The organism is Enterobacteriaceae bacterium Kacie_13 (genome assembly GCA_013457415.1).
Taxonomy (GTDB): Bacteria; Pseudomonadota; Gammaproteobacteria; order Enterobacterales; family Enterobacteriaceae; genus Rahnella.
The window spans coordinates 2546838-2565005 of sequence record CP045665.1 but is presented as its reverse complement, the minus strand read 5'-3'; the positions used below and the strand labels follow the sequence as shown (position 1 = coordinate 2565005).

12 protein-coding genes are annotated in these 18168 nt (G+C 51.8%); 10 read left to right on the top strand and 2 right to left on the bottom strand.

Annotation, left to right across the window (positions count from 1 at the left end; all coding sequences use genetic code 11):
• The first annotated feature begins 400 nt into the window (after positions 1-400).
• Positions 401-2158, top strand: coding sequence for an EAL domain-containing protein (locus GE278_11590; protein ID QLK61370.1), 1758 nt, complete (start codon positions 401-403; stop codon positions 2156-2158).
• 66 nt (positions 2159-2224) lie between these two features.
• Here the strand turns inward: GE278_11590 and GE278_11585 are convergent, their stop codons facing one another.
• Positions 2225-3334, bottom strand: a complete 1110-nt coding sequence (locus GE278_11585) for an AI-2E family transporter (GenBank protein QLK61369.1) — start codon at positions 3332-3334, stop codon at positions 2225-2227.
• Between the two features lie 173 nt (positions 3335-3507).
• Between GE278_11585 and GE278_11580 the strand changes: the two genes are divergently transcribed.
• From GE278_11580 to GE278_11545, 8 genes are all read left to right on the top strand, one after another.
• Positions 3508-5205: a chloride channel protein gene (locus tag GE278_11580; GenBank protein ID QLK61368.1), complete on the top strand. Its 1698-nt coding sequence runs from the start codon at positions 3508-3510 to the stop codon at positions 5203-5205.
• Positions 5206-5537: 332 nt separating this feature from the next.
• Positions 5538-9314 carry a nitrate reductase subunit alpha gene (locus tag GE278_11575; protein ID QLK61367.1) on the top strand — a complete coding sequence of 1259 codons (3777 nt, stop codon included), beginning with the start codon at positions 5538-5540 and terminating at the stop codon, positions 9312-9314.
• Positions 9311-10846, top strand: a complete 1536-nt coding sequence (gene narH, locus GE278_11570) for a nitrate reductase subunit beta (protein QLK61366.1) — start codon at positions 9311-9313, stop codon at positions 10844-10846. Before GE278_11575 ends, narH begins: the two co-directional genes overlap by 4 nt.
• A complete protein-coding gene (gene narJ, locus GE278_11565) occupies positions 10846-11568 on the top strand; it encodes a nitrate reductase molybdenum cofactor assembly chaperone (protein QLK61365.1) in 723 nt (240 codons plus the stop codon). Before narH ends, narJ begins: the two co-directional genes overlap by 1 nt.
• Positions 11565-12245: a respiratory nitrate reductase subunit gamma gene (gene narI / locus GE278_11560; protein QLK61364.1), complete on the top strand. Its 681-nt coding sequence runs from the start codon at positions 11565-11567 to the stop codon at positions 12243-12245. Before narJ ends, narI begins: the two co-directional genes overlap by 4 nt.
• A 95-nt stretch (positions 12246-12340) precedes the next feature.
• Positions 12341-12580, top strand: a complete 240-nt coding sequence (locus GE278_11555; protein QLK61363.1) for a hypothetical protein — start codon at positions 12341-12343, stop codon at positions 12578-12580.
• Between the two features lie 1490 nt (positions 12581-14070).
• Positions 14071-14721, top strand: coding sequence for a hypothetical protein (locus tag GE278_11550; GenBank protein ID QLK61362.1), 651 nt, complete (start codon positions 14071-14073; stop codon positions 14719-14721).
• 35 nt (positions 14722-14756) lie between these two features.
• On the top strand, positions 14757-16292 hold the full coding sequence (locus tag GE278_11545) for an EAL domain-containing protein (protein ID QLK61361.1): 1536 nt from the start codon (positions 14757-14759) through the stop codon (positions 16290-16292).
• Between the two features lie 36 nt (positions 16293-16328).
• Here the strand turns inward: GE278_11545 and GE278_11540 are convergent, their stop codons facing one another.
• Positions 16329-17033 (bottom strand): TIGR02453 family protein, encoded by a 705-nt coding sequence (locus tag GE278_11540; GenBank protein QLK61360.1) that lies wholly within the window; start codon positions 17031-17033, stop codon positions 16329-16331.
• 583 nt (positions 17034-17616) lie between these two features.
• On the opposite strand from GE278_11540, the gene GE278_11535 reads away from it, so the two are divergent.
• A complete protein-coding gene (locus tag GE278_11535; GenBank protein QLK63274.1) occupies positions 17617-18156 on the top strand; it encodes a type 1 fimbrial protein in 540 nt (179 codons plus the stop codon).
• The last annotated feature ends 12 nt before the right edge of the window (positions 18157-18168 follow it).

Below are 18168 nucleotides of genomic sequence, written 5' to 3'. Positions count from 1 at the left end.
TATTCAGATAATCTGATAGTTAATCAATCAGTTAAATAAAACTTTGAAGAGTCTGCGTGCCAGCCTGCGGAATGTCTTCGCCCGTGACGGCAGATTTCTCCCAGCAGGCTAGCACAGACTAAAACAGATAATCCATGAGATGCATGAGGACAATGCCACGCGGCGCGCAAAATGTGAGTTTTTCAGCATTTTCTTTGTTATTTTATCGTTATTAGTTAACCTTGTCGGGCCCCTGTTTCAGGCACAAAGTTTTACCTTTCTTAACAGTTTCCCCGCTGAATTAAATAAAATTTAGGGCTTTTATACCTGTAATAGCGCATCGATACTAAACGGGTCGAATGTGACGCAAAAAAGGTATAAGAATATTATTAGAAAAATTTCTGATTTTAAGAGTGTAACCATGCTGACTAATCTAAGTAACAATGAAGCAAAAAGGCATGCGGCGATCGATGCTCTTAAAGCAAATGACAGAGGCCGTGACGATACGCTGCGAAAATATACTTTTCTCGCCTGTCGCTTACTCAATGTGCCGATGTGTTTTGTTTCCGTCCTTGATGACGAAAAACAGTTTGTTAAATCCGCCCAAAACGTACCCTTTACCGAAACCAGCCTCACCGATGCCTTTTGCGCGCATACCGTGCGCAGCGAACAAACTCTTATCTGCAACGATACTTTGCAGGATGATATGTTCAGGCACTACCGGCTGGTGCATGAAGCGCCGTTTATCCGTTTCTACGGGGGTTGTCCGCTCAGAACGCGTGAAGGGGTGATCGTCGGAACGTTGTGCCTTCTGGACAATCATGCGCGCGAATTCTCAGCGGAAGATATCGAAACGTTCGAGAAAATCGCCGATCTTGTTTCGGTATTTTTGGAAACCTGGCACGCCGTCGGGTACGTCGATATCGTGACACTGCTGCCCAACCGTCAGCGACTCCTGCGCGATATGTCCTATCTGAACGGTGCGGACAACAGGCTGGTGATTATCGATTGCATTGATATCGCTTTTGCCTATGAGGTTGCCCGTTCTCTTGGGATGGGCGCGGTGGAAAGCCTGTTGCAGGATATGGCGCTCAAGCTGAAAGCCAAACTTAATCTGGATGGATTGTTATACGCGGTGGCGGTCGGACGTTTCGCCTTCCTGCTCAAAGACAGTGAGTCCACCACGCTTGAAGCCATCGCCGACACCCTTAAAGGCACGCAGGCCAGCCTCAACAGCCAGATCCCGCTTAACCTTGATATTCACATCGGCGATTCCGGGCTGTATACACACGAACTGACGCCTGCCGAAATTCTCCGCCGGGCGGTGAGTGCATTGCATGAGGCGATCAGTAAGAAAAAGCGGTTTATGACCTATGACGCCGAAATCGACAACAAAAAGAGAAATGACTTCCAGCTTCTGGCCGAACTGCGCAAGGCGCTTCACGAGGGCTGCGGCCTGTATCTGGTGTATCAGCCGAAAATTTCCCTGACGACCGGCAGCGTGACCGGTGCAGAAGCGCTGATCCGCTGGAAGCATCCGTTGCTGGGCGAAATCATGCCCGGTCAGTTTATTCCGCTGGTGCAAAAAACCAGCCTGATGAGCGAACTGACCGACTGGGTGATCGAACATGCCATCAAACAAATCAGTCTCTGGTGCGATAAGAATTTTCAGGTGCCGGTCTCGATAAATCTGGCGGCCAGTGATTTCTCCCGCCCCGGCTTTGCCGACGCGCTGGAGGAGAAAATGCTCAGCCACAGTTTGTCACCGTCTTTACTCAGCGTGGAGTGCCTGGAAACTGAGAAAATGCTCGAAAGTCCCGACGCACTGGAAGGACTTGAAATGCTTAAGTTGCGCGGATTCCGTATTTCTCTGGACGATTTTGGTTCGGGATACAGCAACATTAACGTGTTACGTAAAATCCCCATGGATACCATCAAACTTGACCGTTCGATTGTCGGTACGATTTCTTCGGATCACGGCAGTCTGGTGATCGTCAGAAACGTCATCCGTTTACTCAAACAGCTAGATTATGAAGTGCTGGCGGAAGGGGTCGAAAACGAAGAAACGGTAGATATTTTGCGCGGGCTGGGATGCGATGAAGTGCAGGGATATTTCTACTCCCGGCCGCTGAACCCGGAACTCTTCGAACTGTGGTGCGATGAGCGCGCGTCAGCCTAGGCTGGCCACAGGCAAAAAAAATGAGCGGGGATTAAGCCGCTCATTGTGAAAACACCACGGGGGTTATCAGGCACCCGGATGATTTTTCCCTTCCTCGATAAAGTCTTCGTCAATCTCATCAATGTTATCGCGATGATCGCGCCCGGAAAGGATATTCCAGCAGGCGATAAACAGCGCAGCAATCAACGGGCCAATAACAAATCCGTTGATGCCGTAGACTTCCATTCCGCCGAGCGTACTGATCAGAATCAGATAGTCCGGCATTTTGGTATCTTTGCCGACCAGCAGCGGACGCAGAATATTATCCACCAGACCGATTATCACGACGAAGAACACCACGATGAAGACACCTTTCCACAGCATGCCTGAGGCGAAGAAATAAATCGCTGCCGGTACCCAGATAATGGCTGAACCCACTGCCGGGATGATCGACAGAAACGCCATCAGCGCACCCCAAAGTAAACTGCCTTCGATACCGGCAATGTAAAACGCAAGACCACCAAGCGCACCCTGAACGATCGCTACCACCACTGTGCCTTTGACTGTCGCACGCGCCACGGCGGCAAACTTCATAAACAGGTGATGCTTCACATAGCTCGACAGCGGCAGGGCTGCCAGAATCAGGTTCACCAGATACGCGCCGTCTTTGATAAGGAAGAACAAAATGTACAGCATGATGACGAAACCGAGAGCAAAACCAAAGGTGCTCTTACCGATCACGAACACGCTGCCTGCCAGATACTGGCTACCCTGAAGTGCCACGTCTGACAGTTTTTTCTGGATTTCAGTAGTGCTGTCCAGATCATGGTCGGAAAGGAAATGACGCGCCCAGCGCGGGAGGTGATGAATTACATCGGCCAGAATCCCCGGCAGATGCGTTTCATTTCCCTGTAGCTTGGTGTAAACGGCGTTGAACTCAATCGCCAGCGAGGAAACAATGATCGCCAGCGGTGTGAACACAATCAGACAGATGATCAGCACCGTCAGTAACGAGACCACGCCGTTGCGATCGCCGACATACTGTTTAAGCCGGTTTTTCAGCGGATTGAAAATAACCGCCAGAATAATCGCCCACAAAACGGATGAATAGTAAGGTTGCAAAACATCAAAAAAAGCCAACGTTACGATCAGTAAAATCGTAAGAAAAAACCCCTTGGAAAGACCTTTAACCACCATATTAATTCCTTTGAATGTACCTGTTGCTCACGAAGCATAGAGTGCATCTTCATTTTTGCAAAAATTACTTCCCGCCTGACCGCATTCTTCCGGTTCCCCCCTGTCACGGGCATGAGAAACGCCCGCCAAAATGCTATTCTCCCTGCCAGCACCTTTTTCACTAAGAGAACCTGATGGGCCTGAAAGCATTCGATTCCCTGCAAAAGGGTGACTGGGTAAACCTGCTGATCGCCATTCCCACCGGGATTGTCGCCGCGCTGGTGACGATCGCCTTTCGCGGCGCAATTTCCGGCATCAACGACCTGATGTTTACCGACGGCAGCGATATCACCAAAGCTTTTAATGAATATCCGAGACTGGCCTGGCCGCTTATCACCACGGCGGGCGGCATTATTGCCGGATTCATCTTGCTGTGGGCACTGCGCCATGAAGACAAGCACGGCAAAATGCCGGATTACCTCGATGTGATCGACCAGCGGCTGCCGGGTATTCCGATAGTCAGCACGGTGCTGCGCGGTCTGTCGTCGCTCGCCAGCATCGCCAGCGGCGGGTCGATCGGGCGTGAAGGCGCGATGGTGCAGCTGTCGGCGCTGAGCGGCAGTTTGCTCGGGCGATTTTCGCGTTTTAAGGGCGTCCATCAGTCCGATATTATCGCCATGGCCGCCGCGGGCGGGCTGGCGGCGGTGTATCACGCGCCGTTTGCCGGTGCGCTGTTTGTGGCAGAAATCGCCTTTGGTGTGACCGCCGTCCAGCGGCTGATCCCGCTGTTTATCTCCGCGTCAGTGGCCGTGCTCACTGTCCGCTCGCTGACCGGTTATGCACTGTTGTACCTCTATTCTTCGGCAACGTTTAGCCCGTCATTTGGCGCGATCATCACTGTACTGATTATCGGCGCTGCAACCGGGCTCCTCGGGCCGCTGTTTATCTCTTCGATCGAAAAAGTCCGCCAGTGGATGAAGCCTGTCTCTCATCCGGCACTGCGTCTTGGCCTGGGTGGACTGGGCGTCGGGCTGGTGGCGATGATTTCACCGCTGGTGCTGGGCAACGGTTTTGAAGTCATCGATCTCATTTTAAACAACGGCGATTTGCAGACGTCTCTGCTGGTCTTGCTGATTTTAAAAATTGTCGCCACGGCGATAACCATCGGCTCGGGCGCAGTGGGCGGGCTGTTTACGCCGTCATTGCTGATTGGCGCAGCGGGCGGGGCGCTGGTGTGTACCTGCCTGCAATGGCTCGGGTTCGATCCCGGACCGGTCGGATTGTACGCGGCCATCGGCATGAGCGCACTGCTGGCGGCGACCAGCCACGCACCGCTGATGTCAATCATGATGGCGTTCGAAATGACGCTTAACAGCTCGTTGCTGTTCCCGCTGATGCTGGCGACGGCGATTTCTTATGTCGTCGCTTCGCGCCTGAAAGAGGGCGGCACTTACCCGGTGCTGACGCGCCACAACGCCCGCTTCCTCGCGAAGAATGAATTTGAATACAGCACCGTCGGCTCGCTGGTGACCCCTTGCTCGAAAATGTACGTCGATGCCTCATTGTCTGAAGTGGTCAGCGAAGGGCTGAAACAGCGCACGCGCTACGTCTACGTGGTGGACCGGGAAGAGCGGTTCCTCGGCGTGGTGCCGACCAATGTGCTGGCGAGCGGTATTATTGACGGCAGCCTGAAATCTGATGACCCGATAGATGCGTTTATCGAACAAGAGTTCACCACGCTGTTCCAGCAGGCCAGTTACGAGCAGGCGTGGGCGATGTTCAGCAACTCGCCGCTGGAACGTTTGCCGGTGCTGGAAAATGCGCAATCCCGCCGTCTGCTGGGCGTCATCACCAAAGCTGCATTGCTCAATAAAGCCAAAGACTTCCTCTGAACTCCTCAATATTGCCCGCTGGTTTATGTCATGCAAACCGGCGGGCGTGCTGAATACCCCTCATTTTCCACTCTGTACTTCCCTGTCAAAAAAAATTCCAAATAAAACGATTTACACAAAATAAATCAGTAACTTACGCGTATTTTATCAAATACCTCTTTTGGGGTATTTTTCGTTATGTGAATTTTTATACGACGGCGCTCACTTGATCGCAATCAAAGGTACTCATCACGCGCGTGAATACCCTGAGGCCAACGTGAGCAATGTAATTGAATTCCCCGCCATTCACATAACGACAAAGCGCCACAGGCCTTTGCACAGGAGATTCCCGGATGAGCAAGTTTCTTGACCGGTTTCGCTATTTCAAACAGCTAGCTGAACCCTTCGCTGACGGCCACGGCCAGACGCTGAATACTAACCGTGACTGGGAAGACGGCTACCGTAGCCGCTGGCAGCACGATAAAGTGGTCCGTTCCACACACGGTGTGAACTGCACCGGTTCATGTAGCTGGAAGATTTACGTCAAAAACGGTCTGGTCACCTGGGAAACCCAGCAGACTGACTATCCGCGTACCCGTCCTGATCTGCCAAACCACGAGCCACGCGGCTGCCCGCGCGGTGCCAGCTACTCCTGGTATCTTTACAGCGCCAATCGCCTGAAATATCCGCTGATGCGCAAAAAGCTTATCCAGCTGTGGCGCGAAGCCAAACTGACCTACAGCGATCCGGTGGATGCCTGGGGTTCGATCGTCAGCCAGCCTGAAAAAGCCAAAGAATATAAAGCCGCACGCGGACGCGGCGGTTTTGTACGTTCCAGCTGGCAGGAAGTGAACGAGCTTATCGCCGCATCCAACGTTTACACTGCCAAAACCTTCGGCCCGGACCGCATTATCGGCTTCTCGCCAATTCCGGCGATGTCGATGGTGTCTTATGCATCCGGCGCGCGCTACCTGTCGCTGATCGGCGGCGTGTGTCTGAGCTTCTACGACTGGTATTGCGATTTGCCACCGGCGTCTCCGCAAACCTGGGGCGAGCAGACGGACGTGCCTGAATCTGCTGACTGGTACAACTCTTCCTACATTATCGCCTGGGGTTCTAACGTTCCGCAGACCCGTACGCCGGACGCCCACTTCTTCACCGAAGTCCGTTACAAGGGCACCAAAACAGTAGCGATCACCCCGGACTACGCTGAAATCGCCAAGATTTGCGATCAATGGCTGGCCCCTAAACAAGGCACCGACAGCGCGCTGGCACTGGCGATGGGCCACGTGATCCTCAAAAACTTCCATATCGATAATCCAAGCCAGTACTTTACCGACTACGTGCGCCGTTATACCGACATGCCGATGCTGGTCATGCTCGAACCGCGCGAGGACGGCTCCTACGCCGCAGGCCGACTGCTGCGTGCGTCAGATCTGGTGGATAACCTGGGTCAGGAAAACAACCCGCAGTGGAAAACTATCGCTTTTGACGAGAACACCGGTGAGCTGGTGTCGCCGCTGGGTTCTATCGGCTACCGCTGGGGCGAGAAAGGGCAGTGGAATCTGGAGTCCCGTGAAGGGAAAGACCACAAAGACGTCAGCCTGCAACTGAGCCTGCTGGGTAACCATGATGACGTAGTGAACGTCGGTTATCCGTACTTTGGCGGTGCAGTCAGCGAGCATTTCAACAGCGTGGCGCTGGAAGAAATTCTGATGCACAAACTGCCGGTGAAACGCCTGCAGTTGGCTGACGGCAGCACCGGTCTGGTGGCGAGCGTCTATGATCTGACGTTGGCAAACTACGGGATTGAACGCGGTCTGAACGATGAAAACTGCGCGCAAAGCTTTGATGAGATCAAAGCCTACACGCCAGCCTGGGCAGAGAAAATTACCGGCGTATCGCAGCAAAACATCGAGCGCATCGCCCACGAATTCGCCGATAACGCCAATAAAACTCACGGTCGTTCGATGATCATCGTGGGTGCCGGGATGAACCACTGGTATCACCTCGACATGAACTACCGTGGCCTTATCAACATGCTGGTCTTCTGCGGTTGCGTCGGTCAGAGCGGCGGCGGCTGGGCCCACTATGTCGGTCAGGAAAAACTGCGTCCGCAAACCGGCTGGCAGCCTCTGGCTTTCGGTCTCGACTGGCAGCGTCCGCCACGTCAGATGAACAGTACCTCGTTCTTCTACAACCACTCCAGCCAGTGGCGTTACGAAACCGTCGCGCCGCAGGAACTGCTTTCGCCGCTGGCAGATAAATCCAAATTTACCGGCAGTATGATCGATTACAACGTCCGCGCCGAGCGCATGGGCTGGCTGCCGTCAGCGCCACAGCTGAACGTTAACCCGTTGCATATCGCCCGGCAGGCGACAGCCGCCGGACAGTCTCCGGCTGATTTCACCGTAGCGGCACTCAAAGATGGCAGCGTGCGTTTCGCCGCTGAGCAACCAGACAATCCGCAGAACTTCCCGCGTAACCTGTTCGTCTGGCGCTCTAACCTGCTGGGTTCCTCCGGTAAGGGCCACGAGTACATGCTCAAATATCTGCTGGGCACCGAACACGGTATTCAGGGAGAAGATTTAGGCGTACAGGGCGGTGTGATGCCGGAGGAAGTCGAATGGCAGACGCAGGGCGGCGAAGGCAAACTGGATCTGGTGGTAACACTTGATTTCCGTATGTCCAGCACCTGTCTCTATTCCGACATCGTTCTGCCGACCGCCACCTGGTATGAAAAAGACGACATGAATACCTCGGACATGCATCCGTTTATTCATCCGCTGTCTGCCGCCGTTGACCCGGCGTGGGACTCCAAAAGTGACTGGGAAATCTATAAAGGCATCGCTAAAGAGTTCTCGCGCGTTTGCGTGGGTCATCTCGGCGTGGAAACTGACCTCGTCACGCTGCCGATCCAGCATGATTCCGCTGCCGAACTGGCGCAGCCATTCGGTGTGGAAGACTGGAAAAAAGGCGAGTGTGACCTGATCCCGGGCCGTACCGCGCCGCATCTGATGGTGGTCGAACGCGATTATCCGAACACCTACGAGCGCTTCACCTCCGTAGGGCCGCTGCTGGAAAAACTGGGTAACGGCGGTAAAGGGATCAACTGGAACACCGACAGCGAAGTTGATCTGCTTAAAAAGCTGAATTACACCAAGCTGGAAGGTGCGGCCATCGGGCGTCCTTGCATTGAAACGGCGATTGACGCTGCCGAAGTTATTCTGACGCTGGCCCCGGAAACGAATGGTCAGGTCGCGGTAAAAGCCTGGGCGGCGCTCAGTGCTAACACGGGCCGCGACCACACACATCTGGCACTGAATAAAGAAGACGAGAAAATTCGCTTCCGCGATATTCAGGCTCAGCCGCGCAAAATCATCTCCAGCCCGACATGGTCAGGTCTGGAAGATGAACACGTCTCTTACAATGCCTGTTACACCAACGTTCATGAGCTGATCCCATGGCGCACACTGTCTGGCCGTCAGCAGCTTTATCAGGATCACGCGTGGATGCGTGCCTTCGGTGAAAGCCTGCTGGTTTACCGTCCGCCAATCGACACCCGCGCCGCGCAACCGCTGCTGAACGCGAAACCGAACGGCAACCCGGAGATGGCGCTCAACTTCCTGACGCCGCACCAGAAATGGGGCATTCACTCCACTTACAGCGACAATCTGCTGATGCTGACCTTAGGTCGCGGCGGTCCGATCGTCTGGCTGAGTGAAGACGATGCGACCAAATTGGGCATCGAAGACAACGACTGGATCGAAGCCTTTAACGCCAACGGTTCGCTGAGTGCCCGTGCGGTAGTCAGCCAGCGCGTACCGGCGGGGATGACCATGATGTACCACGCGCAGGAACGCATTGTGAACATTCCGGGGTCTGAAATCACCCAACAGCGCGGCGGTATTCATAACTCCGTCACCCGCGTGTGCCCGAAACCGACCCATATGATTGGCGGCTACGCACAGCTGTCTTACGGCTTTAACTACTACGGCACCGTTGGCTCAAACCGCGATGAATTCGTGATTGTGCGCAAAATGAACCGCATCGACTGGTTAGATGATGAAGGCAACGACTTCGTGCAGGCCGCAGTCCTCCCTAAAAAAGTACAGGAGAAAGCCAAATGAAAATTCGCTCACAAGTCGGCATGGTGCTGAATCTCGACAAATGCATTGGCTGCCACACCTGTTCCGTGACCTGTAAAAACGTCTGGACCAGCCGCGAAGGGATGGAGTACGCGTGGTTCAATAACGTCGAAACCAAACCGGGTCTGGGTTATCCACACGACTGGGAAAACCAGGAGAAATGGAAGGGTGGCTGGATCCGTAAAATCAACGGCAAGTTGCAGCCGCGTATGGGTAACAAAGCCAATCTGCTGCACAAAATCTTCGCCAACCCGCATATGCCGGAAATTGATGATTATTATGAGCCGTTTGATTTTGACTATCAGCATCTGCATACCGCTAAAGACGGTAAACATCAGCCTGTCGCACGTCCGCGCTCGCTGCTGACCGGCAAACGCATGAAGAAAATTGTCGGCGGCCCGAACTGGGAAGACGATCTGGGCACTGAGTTCAGCAAGCGTTCTGCCGATCAGAACTTCGCCAACATGCAGAAAGAGATGTACGGCGAGTTCGAAAACACTTTCATGGCATACCTGCCGCGTCTGTGCGAACACTGCCTGAATCCGGCATGCGTGGCGACCTGTCCGAGCGGCGCTATCTACAAACGTGGCGAAGACGGCATCGTGCTGATCGATCAGGACAAATGCCGCGGATGGCGCATGTGCCTGACCGGTTGTCCGTACAAAAAAATCTACTTCAACTGGAAGAGCGGCAAATCAGAAAAATGTATTTTCTGCTATCCGCGCATTGAAGCAGGCCAGCCAACGGTCTGTTCCGAAACCTGCGTAGGCCGTATCCGCTACCTGGGCGTGGTGCTGTATGACGCCGACCGTATCGCCGAAGCTGCTTCTGTCGAGAACGACAAAGATCTGTATGAAAGCCAGATGAGCATCTTCCTCGATCCCAACGATCCGGATGTTATCGCACAGGCCGAAATTGACGGCATTCCGCTGTCAGTGATGGACGCCGCCCGTCAGTCGCCGGTTTATAAAATGGCGATTGAATGGAAACTTGCACTGCCACTGCACCCGGAATACCGCACGCTGCCGATGGTCTGGTACGTCCCGCCGCTGTCTCCGATTCAGTCGGCTGCCGACGCGGGCGCATTGCCGCACAGCGGCGTGCTGCCGGATGTCGAAAGCCTGCGTATTCCGGTGGAATATCTGGCGAACCTGCTGACCGCGGGCGACACCGCACCGGTCCTGCGCGCACTGAAACGTATGCTGGCCATGCGTCATTTCAAACGCGCCGAAACGGTGGATGGCGTGCTGGACACCAGCGCGCTTGAGCAGGTCGGTTTATCACAGGCACAGGCGCAGGAAATGTATCGGTATCTGGCTATCGCTAACTACGAAGACCGTTTCGTAGTGCCTTCCAGCCACCGTGAACAGGCTCGCGAAGCCTTCCCGGAAGCCAAGGGCTGTGGTTTCAGCTTCGGCGACGGTTGCCACGGCAGTGACACTAAATTCAACCTGTTTAACAGCAAACGCATTGATGCCATCGACATCGGCGCGAAAACCGAAAGGAAAAGCTAATGAACAGCTTACGACTCATCGGATTACTGCTGGATTATCCTTCTGAAGACCTTTGGGAACACCAGATGGAGTTGCTCGAAGCGGTAACTCAATCGCCGGAACTGAACGCCGTACAGCGCCTGGATCTGGCGCTGTACATCACGGATTTCTGCCAGAAAGATTTGCTGGATGCGCAGTCGGCGTACACCGCGATGTTCGATCGTGGCCGCGCCACCTCGCTGCTGCTGTTCGAGCATGTTCACGGCGAATCCCGTGACCGCGGGCAGGCGATGGTGGATTTGATGGAGCAATACCGCGAAGCTGGTCTGGAAATTGACAGCCGCGAGCTGCCGGATTACCTGCCGCTTTATCTGGAGTATCTGACCACCCGTGATGAAAAGCTGGCGCGCGAAGGCCTGCGCGATATCGCGCCGATCCTTGCATTGCTGAGCGCCCGTTTACAGGAACGCGACAGCCATTACGCCGAACTGTTTGATTTGCTGCTGGCACTGTCAGGAAGTGACATTGTCACTGAGTCAGTGCGTGAAGGCATCAAACAGGAAGCGCGCGATGACACCCCCGCCGCACTGGATGCGGTATGGGAAGAGGAACAAATCAAGTTCCTCGGCGAACAAAGTTGTGCGAGTGGTGAAGAAGCTGCGCGCCAGAAACACTTCGCCGGTGCGGTTGCGCCACAGTATCTGAACCTTGACGACACACCTGCGGGGGAACCACGCAAATGACTGACTTCCTCAACAACTTCTTCTTCAATATTTACCCGTACCTGTGCGGCACGGTCTTTCTGGTCGGGAGCTGGCTGCGTTATGACTACGGCCAGTACAGCTGGCGCGCCGGTTCCAGCCAGATCCTCGAGAAAAAGATCCTGCGCATCGCATCACCGCTGTTTCACGTCGGGATCCTCGGCATTATCGCCGGTCACGCCTTCGGGATGCTGACTCCGCACTGGATGTACGAATCCTTCCTGCCGGTGCCGGTGAAACAACAAATGGCAATGTGGGCGGGTGGCGCGTGCGGCGTGATGACACTGATTGGTGGCGCAATGCTGCTGTGGCGTCGTCTGAGCAACGAACGTGTGCGTTCCACCTCGAGTTTCGGTGACATCATGATTATCGCGCTGCTGGTTATTCAGTGCGCGCTGGGTCTCGGCACCATTCCGTTCTCCGCACAGCACATGGATGGCAGCGAAATGATGAAACTGGTCGGCTGGGCGCAGTCTGTCGTCACCTTCCATGGCGGCGCTGCGGCTCATCTCGATGGTGTGGCGTTTATTTTCCGCGTGCATCTGGTGCTCGGCATGACCTTATTCCTGCTGTTCCCGTTCTGCCGCTTAGTACATATCTGGAGTGCGCCGGTGGAATATCTCACCCGTCGATATCAGCTGGTACGCAATCGTCGCTGATTGACGCCACGGAATGTGAGCTGTCTGTTTTGACATAAAAACGAAGGGCGCTATGATGCGCCCTTATCTTTATTTTATTGCTCAAGGACGCACTGATGGCCACTCCAAGACAACCTATGACCGTAGCCCGTCGTTTATTACGCAACAGCATGATTTTGCTGGTAATCGGCGTTGTTGCCACACTCCATGGCCTGATTGTCGGCAGCCCCGATACGCCGGCGGGCGAAATGGCACCGCAGCTGTTGCTGGGCATCTGGTTTATATTTATGGGTGCGGTAATGGGGCTGATTAGCTGGCTGGTCATTCGTAACAAAAAGAAGAAAGGGCAAGTTTAGGGTTAACTTTAGGGTTAACTTGAAGGTCAACTTCAACTTCAAGACCTTGGGCTGCCGCCCAAACTGGCCCAGAGGACGCGTAAACGCGCGCCCTCTGGACTCCCGCGTTTTTTAAAACACGTGCCATGCAACCCGGATCTGTTTCAGAGGCCGCAGCTATTGCCGCAAAATCCCGCCGCTGCGCGGTGCCCTTCGTTCGGGTTACAACCCGCGCAAAAACGCGCGGTTTTCCACCTCTCCTCCGGCGGGATTTTTAACGCGGCCAGAGCTTTTTAGGTCACAACTTCACCCGCTCAGATCATTTCAAAAAAACAAAAACGCTGTGCAAATTTTCTCTTTTGCTTTTTAAAAATGTTGGGATGGCGCGATAAAAAAATCCTGCTGAACGGAGCGGCTTCGAGACCTTAGGCTCGAAGACCGAGAGAAGGCACCGCGTAGCGGCAGGTTTTTGCGCCACGTGCTGGAGCCAAAGAACACGGCCATCGTTCCAGCGAACGTGTGTTTAAAAAAGCGGGGAGGGATCCAAGGGAGGGAAAGCACTTCCCTCCCTTGGTCGGTTTCGGCGCGAAACATCCTGTGATCACTGCAATTGAGAAACCGAAACATCCCAGGTTCTGGTTCAGAAACGCCGGCTATTGCCGCAAAAACGCGCGGTTTTCCACCTCTCCTCCGGCGGGATTTTTGAACGCGGCCAGAGCTTTTTAGGTCACAACTTCACCCGCTCAGATCATTTCAAAAAAACAAAAACGCTGTGCAAATTTTCTCTTTTGCTTTTTAAAAATGTTGGGATGGCGCGATAAAAAAATCCTGCTGAACGGAGCGGCTTCGAGACCTTAGGCTCGAAGACCGAGAGAAGGCACCGCGTAGCGGCAGGTTTTTGCGCCACGTGCTGGAGCCAAAGAACACGGCCATCGTTCCAGCGAACGTGTGTTTAAAAAAGCGGGGAGGGATCCAAGGGAGGGAAAGCACTTCCCTCCCTTGGTCGGTTTCGGCGCGAAACATCCTGTGATCACTGCAATTGAGAAACCGAAATACCCCCGGTCAAATTTTGAAAGCCCCGGTGCAACCGAAACATCACCGGTCAAATTTTGAAAGCCCCAGTGCAACCGAAACATCCCCGGTCAAATTTTGAAAGCCCCGGTGCAACCGGGAAACCGAAATATCCCCGGTCGCCTCAAAAATGAAACAGCGCCCCCGCTGCTACTAAGAAATCCATATCTGCAATGCCAAAAGTCATCTGTGGTTTAATTTAGATGAGATTATTCCTAGTTACTACGCTATTAAAACATTGTTTAATTTTTGTTTTGTCAGGATCTTGGTGGTTTTTTATTCTGAAATAATACAAATACCTGACATCACTTGAAGTATTCATCCCTTTCGCTGGTTTTTTCATAATGTTTGACCTAATCTTAAAATATATTCCTAAATCAAAAATCCCAAATTAAGTTGATAAAATAAACCGAGGATTTCATCAAAGTAAGGAATAAAGAATGGCGTGGAAGAGAAGAGAGAAAGTGGCAATTATGGAACCTCTTTCGATGGTCAACGAAACAATGACCCAGATCCTGAGAGAGGAGGGCGATATTATTATTGAGGGTGCACTTTATAATTTTGTTTCTCTTAAATCATTGCTTGAATTAAGAAAACTCGATGTGGTTTTCAGTGAAGTCTATGACGCCAGTACTTCTATTATTGAAGGTCTGGATTTCTTAAGAAAACTCAAAGCGAAATTTCCTGCTATTGATATTATTCTTCACACTGAAATTGAAATCCCTGCTTTACTCATTCAAAGCAATCCCGATGCTATCTATATGAAACAATTAGGTGTTGAGGGCTGCCGTGCTTCTGCGGCTCAGATACTTAGTGCAGAAAGTATGGTCAGCGTACTTTTTTATGAGGACAGAAAACGTCATTACGATTTTGAAATGCTGAGCGATTATGAGTGGGAAGTGCTGATCATGTTTAGCCAGCAGATGAGCATCACCCATATTGCGGATAAAAAGAAAACCGATTATCGCCGCATCAGCCGGATGAAACACGCTATTATGGATAAGCTGAAAATCAATAATAATGTCGCGTTCAGTCAGTTAATGGCGCTGGCAGGGTGCAAATTTGGCGAATATCCGCCGGTCTCTTTATAAAAATACGGCATCAACATATTTCTTTCAGGTGCACCATGAAGCCCGCAAACCCTTTTGGCCGACCTTTATTATTTCTGCTCAGTACCTTGCTGATGACGGCGGTGACGCTCGGCGTTACGCATCTGGTGGTGGCTGCTTATGATCGCGACGATCTGGCTTCTTATGCCCGGCACATTATGGCCCGCGGGCTCGAAGTCGCTAACGAATCTCATAACATCGTCAGTAATGTCAATGCTATACGGTTTGAAGCCTGCAGTGACAGGTTTCTCGATGAGATCCGTTACCTTTCGTTTACATCGGTGTTTATCTCCGATATCGGCTACACCAAAGACCGTCAGCTAAAATGCACCGCCATGCGCGGACGTTTACCGGAACCGGTGACCATGTCAATTCCCGATGTGGTGACCCGTTACGGGCAGCGGATCTGGACATCGTTCAGCGGTATTGTTGATCCGCGCATCACCGCTGACATGATGGAATCTAAAAACGTTTTGCTGTTTCCCACTCCCGCTGCGTTTCGCGACATTTATGTGCCGTATGACGGGTTCGGCGCGGTGATGATAAACCACAAGCGGGACCACGTGTTCAGGCTGTTCGGCGAGACGGCCGGTCTGGTGAAGGACGTGAGCGAGCCGGGACGATTTTCGTGGTGGCATCAGGCGCGTTTCTCCGAGTGCAGCAATAAATATGATATCTGCGTGATGGCCAGAAATACCCACATTGGGATTTTCTCACTCTCAGCCATTGCCGTCGTATTCATCACGCTGGTCGGGTTACTGGCCGGCGCTATTTTCACCTTTGCCGTTCTGCAATATCTCAGAAATAACCGTTCCTTACAGAATAAACTTAAAACGGCCATCAGCTGTGATGATATCTGTGTTAACTACCAGCCGTTTGTGGAAATAAAAACGGGTAAGGTAATCGGTTACGAAGCCTTAGCTCGCTGGAAAGATATTAATGGCGATAATATTCCACCAGACGTGTTCATCAGACTTGCCGAATCCACTAATCAGATCAAAGCATTGACCCGTTCCGTCGTCGCCCGTACCTTGCGGGAAATGTCGCCGCTGCTGCGCGAAAATAAAGCGCTGTTCGTGAGCATTAATATCACCACGGCGGATGTAACGGATCCAGAATTCAAAGTCTTTATGGAAGAGGAGATCGACAAAGGCGGATTTGATCGTAAGCAGATTGTATTAGAGATAACCGAGCGATCAACCGCAGACCATCGCGTTCTTAAAGATGCGCTGGTACGGCTCAGAGAATACGGTTACCGCATTGCGCTGGATGATTTTGGTACCGGTTATTCCAATCTGGATTACCTGAGCAAAATCTCATTCGACATTATCAAGATCGACAAGATATTCACCGATGCGATTGGTATCGAATCGGTGAGTTTCCGTATGCTCAAAATGATGCTGGAGATGCTTGCGCAGACTGGTTCAAAGATCATCGTCGAAGGGATAGAAGAGCAGCATCAGGCGGATTTCTTAATGGCACATTACCCGAAGATTATCGCGCAGGGCTGGCTATACGGTAAGCCGGTAGATATCGCTAAAATCCTCTCCTGAGATAAACAAACAGGGGCGAATTCGCCCCTTTTATGCTTACTCGCCCAGCGCCAGCTGATTTTTCTTCATTCCTTCAATCTTCATCAGCATATGATACAGCGGCGCGATGCGATGAAAATCTTTGCTTAAAATCCCTACCAGCTCATTCGAGAACAGCGGATCCATATCCATATGGGCGCTGATCAGCGCAAAAGACTTCTTGTTGTACCAGGCCGCCAGCGCCGGATCCTGCTCTTTCACCAGAGGGCGTTTATAGCTGTCACCTTCAATGGTGAAATTCGGTTCGATACATTTCGCCATCTGCAAAAATTCCTCCGGCTTTTTCAGCAACTGCTGACGAAACAAATCCATCGTGGTCTTTGACGCGCTGTAATAACCCAAACCGTAACGCCACCAGTCCTGCCCGAACTCAAAGAAGTAGGTCGGGGCATCGGTCCAGTTCTTACGCGAACGTTTGAACGTCAGCCAGAGGTTGCAGCGGTAAATCGACTTGTCGTGAGAAAAGCGCGTATCCCGGTGCATTCGGGATATCGTCTTACCTATTGCCGGACGCACTTCAAACAGGTCATCAATCACCACCATATCCTGGCTGAGATCTTCCACCAGCTTGCGCATCGGCTCCAGCAGATGCTGCTGATAGATATCGCGGTGCTCTTCAAACCACTCTTTGTCGTTGTTCTGACGCAGCTCCTGCAAAAAGGTGAGGCCAGCCTGCGTAAAACCGGTAAATGCTCCCATGATGTTCCCTTTTATCTGTCACAAAGCCAATGAGCTGTGTATTTAAACAGTATCGCTGAAGGCGGAAAGGAGATCAAAGGGGGATTTAGCTTTCAGAGTTGGAAAGTGAAAGTATGCAAAAACGGCAGATTACGATGAAAGCAGACTTTTGTTCTATATCAATTTTTACAAAGTCATAACGTTATTATCAGTCTGGAAATGTTTCATCGTTTACTTATTCAAACCTCTTGGATAAGTAATCCGCAAAATGTTTATTAGCTAACCGGATATAGACATAAATGTAAGAATTGGTCTCTGCATGTTTAATTAACCTGAGAATATTCCTAGTTAAGAAGGTGTAAGTTTTAAATATGTTTTCAGGATGTTAAAGATAATTGTAGATTATTTCTCTGAGATAAAAGCGGTTTTACATCAATTCCTTTATGAAACGGGTGAAAGTCACCTTATTTTAGAATAAATAACTAATAATGGTGATTAATGCAGATGTGTTTGCTGAGTGTTGTCGTAACTTTATGATTATCACCTCTGGCAAGCAGTTCAAAATGGGTTGCGTCAGAAGGAAATTAATCTAATGGAGAAACAACGCATGAATAAGAAAAGTTTGGTGGCTTTTGGTTTGCTGGTAGCGGGTTATTCAATGACGGCATCGGCTGTATCTGATAACACCATTTCATTTCAGGGTGAAGTAGCCGATCAGACTTGTGAAGTGACGGTAAATAGCGATTCTGCTCCGGTTGTTTTATTACCTACTGCAGCGGTAAGTGCGTTAACTACTGCCGGTAATGTTGCCGGAACCACTTCTTTTGAAATTGCGCTTTCTGGTTGTGAAGCTGCTGAAACGGCTACAACAATTAACACCGTTTTCTCAGGCAATCTGGTGGATACAGCAAATAAAGGCACACTTAAAAATACTGGCACTGCAACCAACGTAAATCTGCAATTACTGGATACGGCTAATGCAGAGATTGATTTAAGCTCCACCTGGACCAGCACTAATAATGAACTTGGTTTAGCTGTTGGAGATGAAAGTGCCAGTGCAACATTCTATGTGCAGTATTATGCAACAGGCCAGGCGGCTGCGGGCACCGTAGCAGGTTCTGTTGAGTACGCGGTGAGCTATTTGTAAGTCCGGGTACAT

Excerpts from the sequence above, each read along its gene's own strand:
- GE278_11585 (QLK61369.1), bottom strand. The coding sequence starts at position 3,334 with ATGGTGGTTAAAGGTCTTTCCAAGGGGTTTTTTCTTACGATTTTACTG.
- GE278_11550 (QLK61362.1), top strand. The coding sequence starts at position 14,071 with ATGGCGTGGAAGAGAAGAGAGAAAGTGGCAATTATGGAACCTCTTTCG.
- GE278_11545 (QLK61361.1), top strand. The coding sequence starts at position 14,757 with ATGAAGCCCGCAAACCCTTTTGGCCGACCTTTATTATTTCTGCTCAGT.
- narH (QLK61366.1), top strand. The coding sequence starts at position 9,311 with ATGAAAATTCGCTCACAAGTCGGCATGGTGCTGAATCTCGACAAATGC.
- GE278_11590 (QLK61370.1), top strand. The coding sequence starts at position 401 with ATGCTGACTAATCTAAGTAACAATGAAGCAAAAAGGCATGCGGCGATC.
- GE278_11575 (QLK61367.1), top strand. The coding sequence starts at position 5,538 with ATGAGCAAGTTTCTTGACCGGTTTCGCTATTTCAAACAGCTAGCTGAA.
- narJ (QLK61365.1), top strand. The coding sequence starts at position 10,846 with ATGAACAGCTTACGACTCATCGGATTACTGCTGGATTATCCTTCTGAA.
- GE278_11535 (QLK63274.1), top strand. The coding sequence starts at position 17,617 with ATGAATAAGAAAAGTTTGGTGGCTTTTGGTTTGCTGGTAGCGGGTTAT.
- GE278_11555 (QLK61363.1), top strand. The coding sequence starts at position 12,341 with ATGGCCACTCCAAGACAACCTATGACCGTAGCCCGTCGTTTATTACGC.
- GE278_11580 (QLK61368.1), top strand. The coding sequence starts at position 3,508 with ATGGGCCTGAAAGCATTCGATTCCCTGCAAAAGGGTGACTGGGTAAAC.
- narI (QLK61364.1), top strand. The coding sequence starts at position 11,565 with ATGACTGACTTCCTCAACAACTTCTTCTTCAATATTTACCCGTACCTG.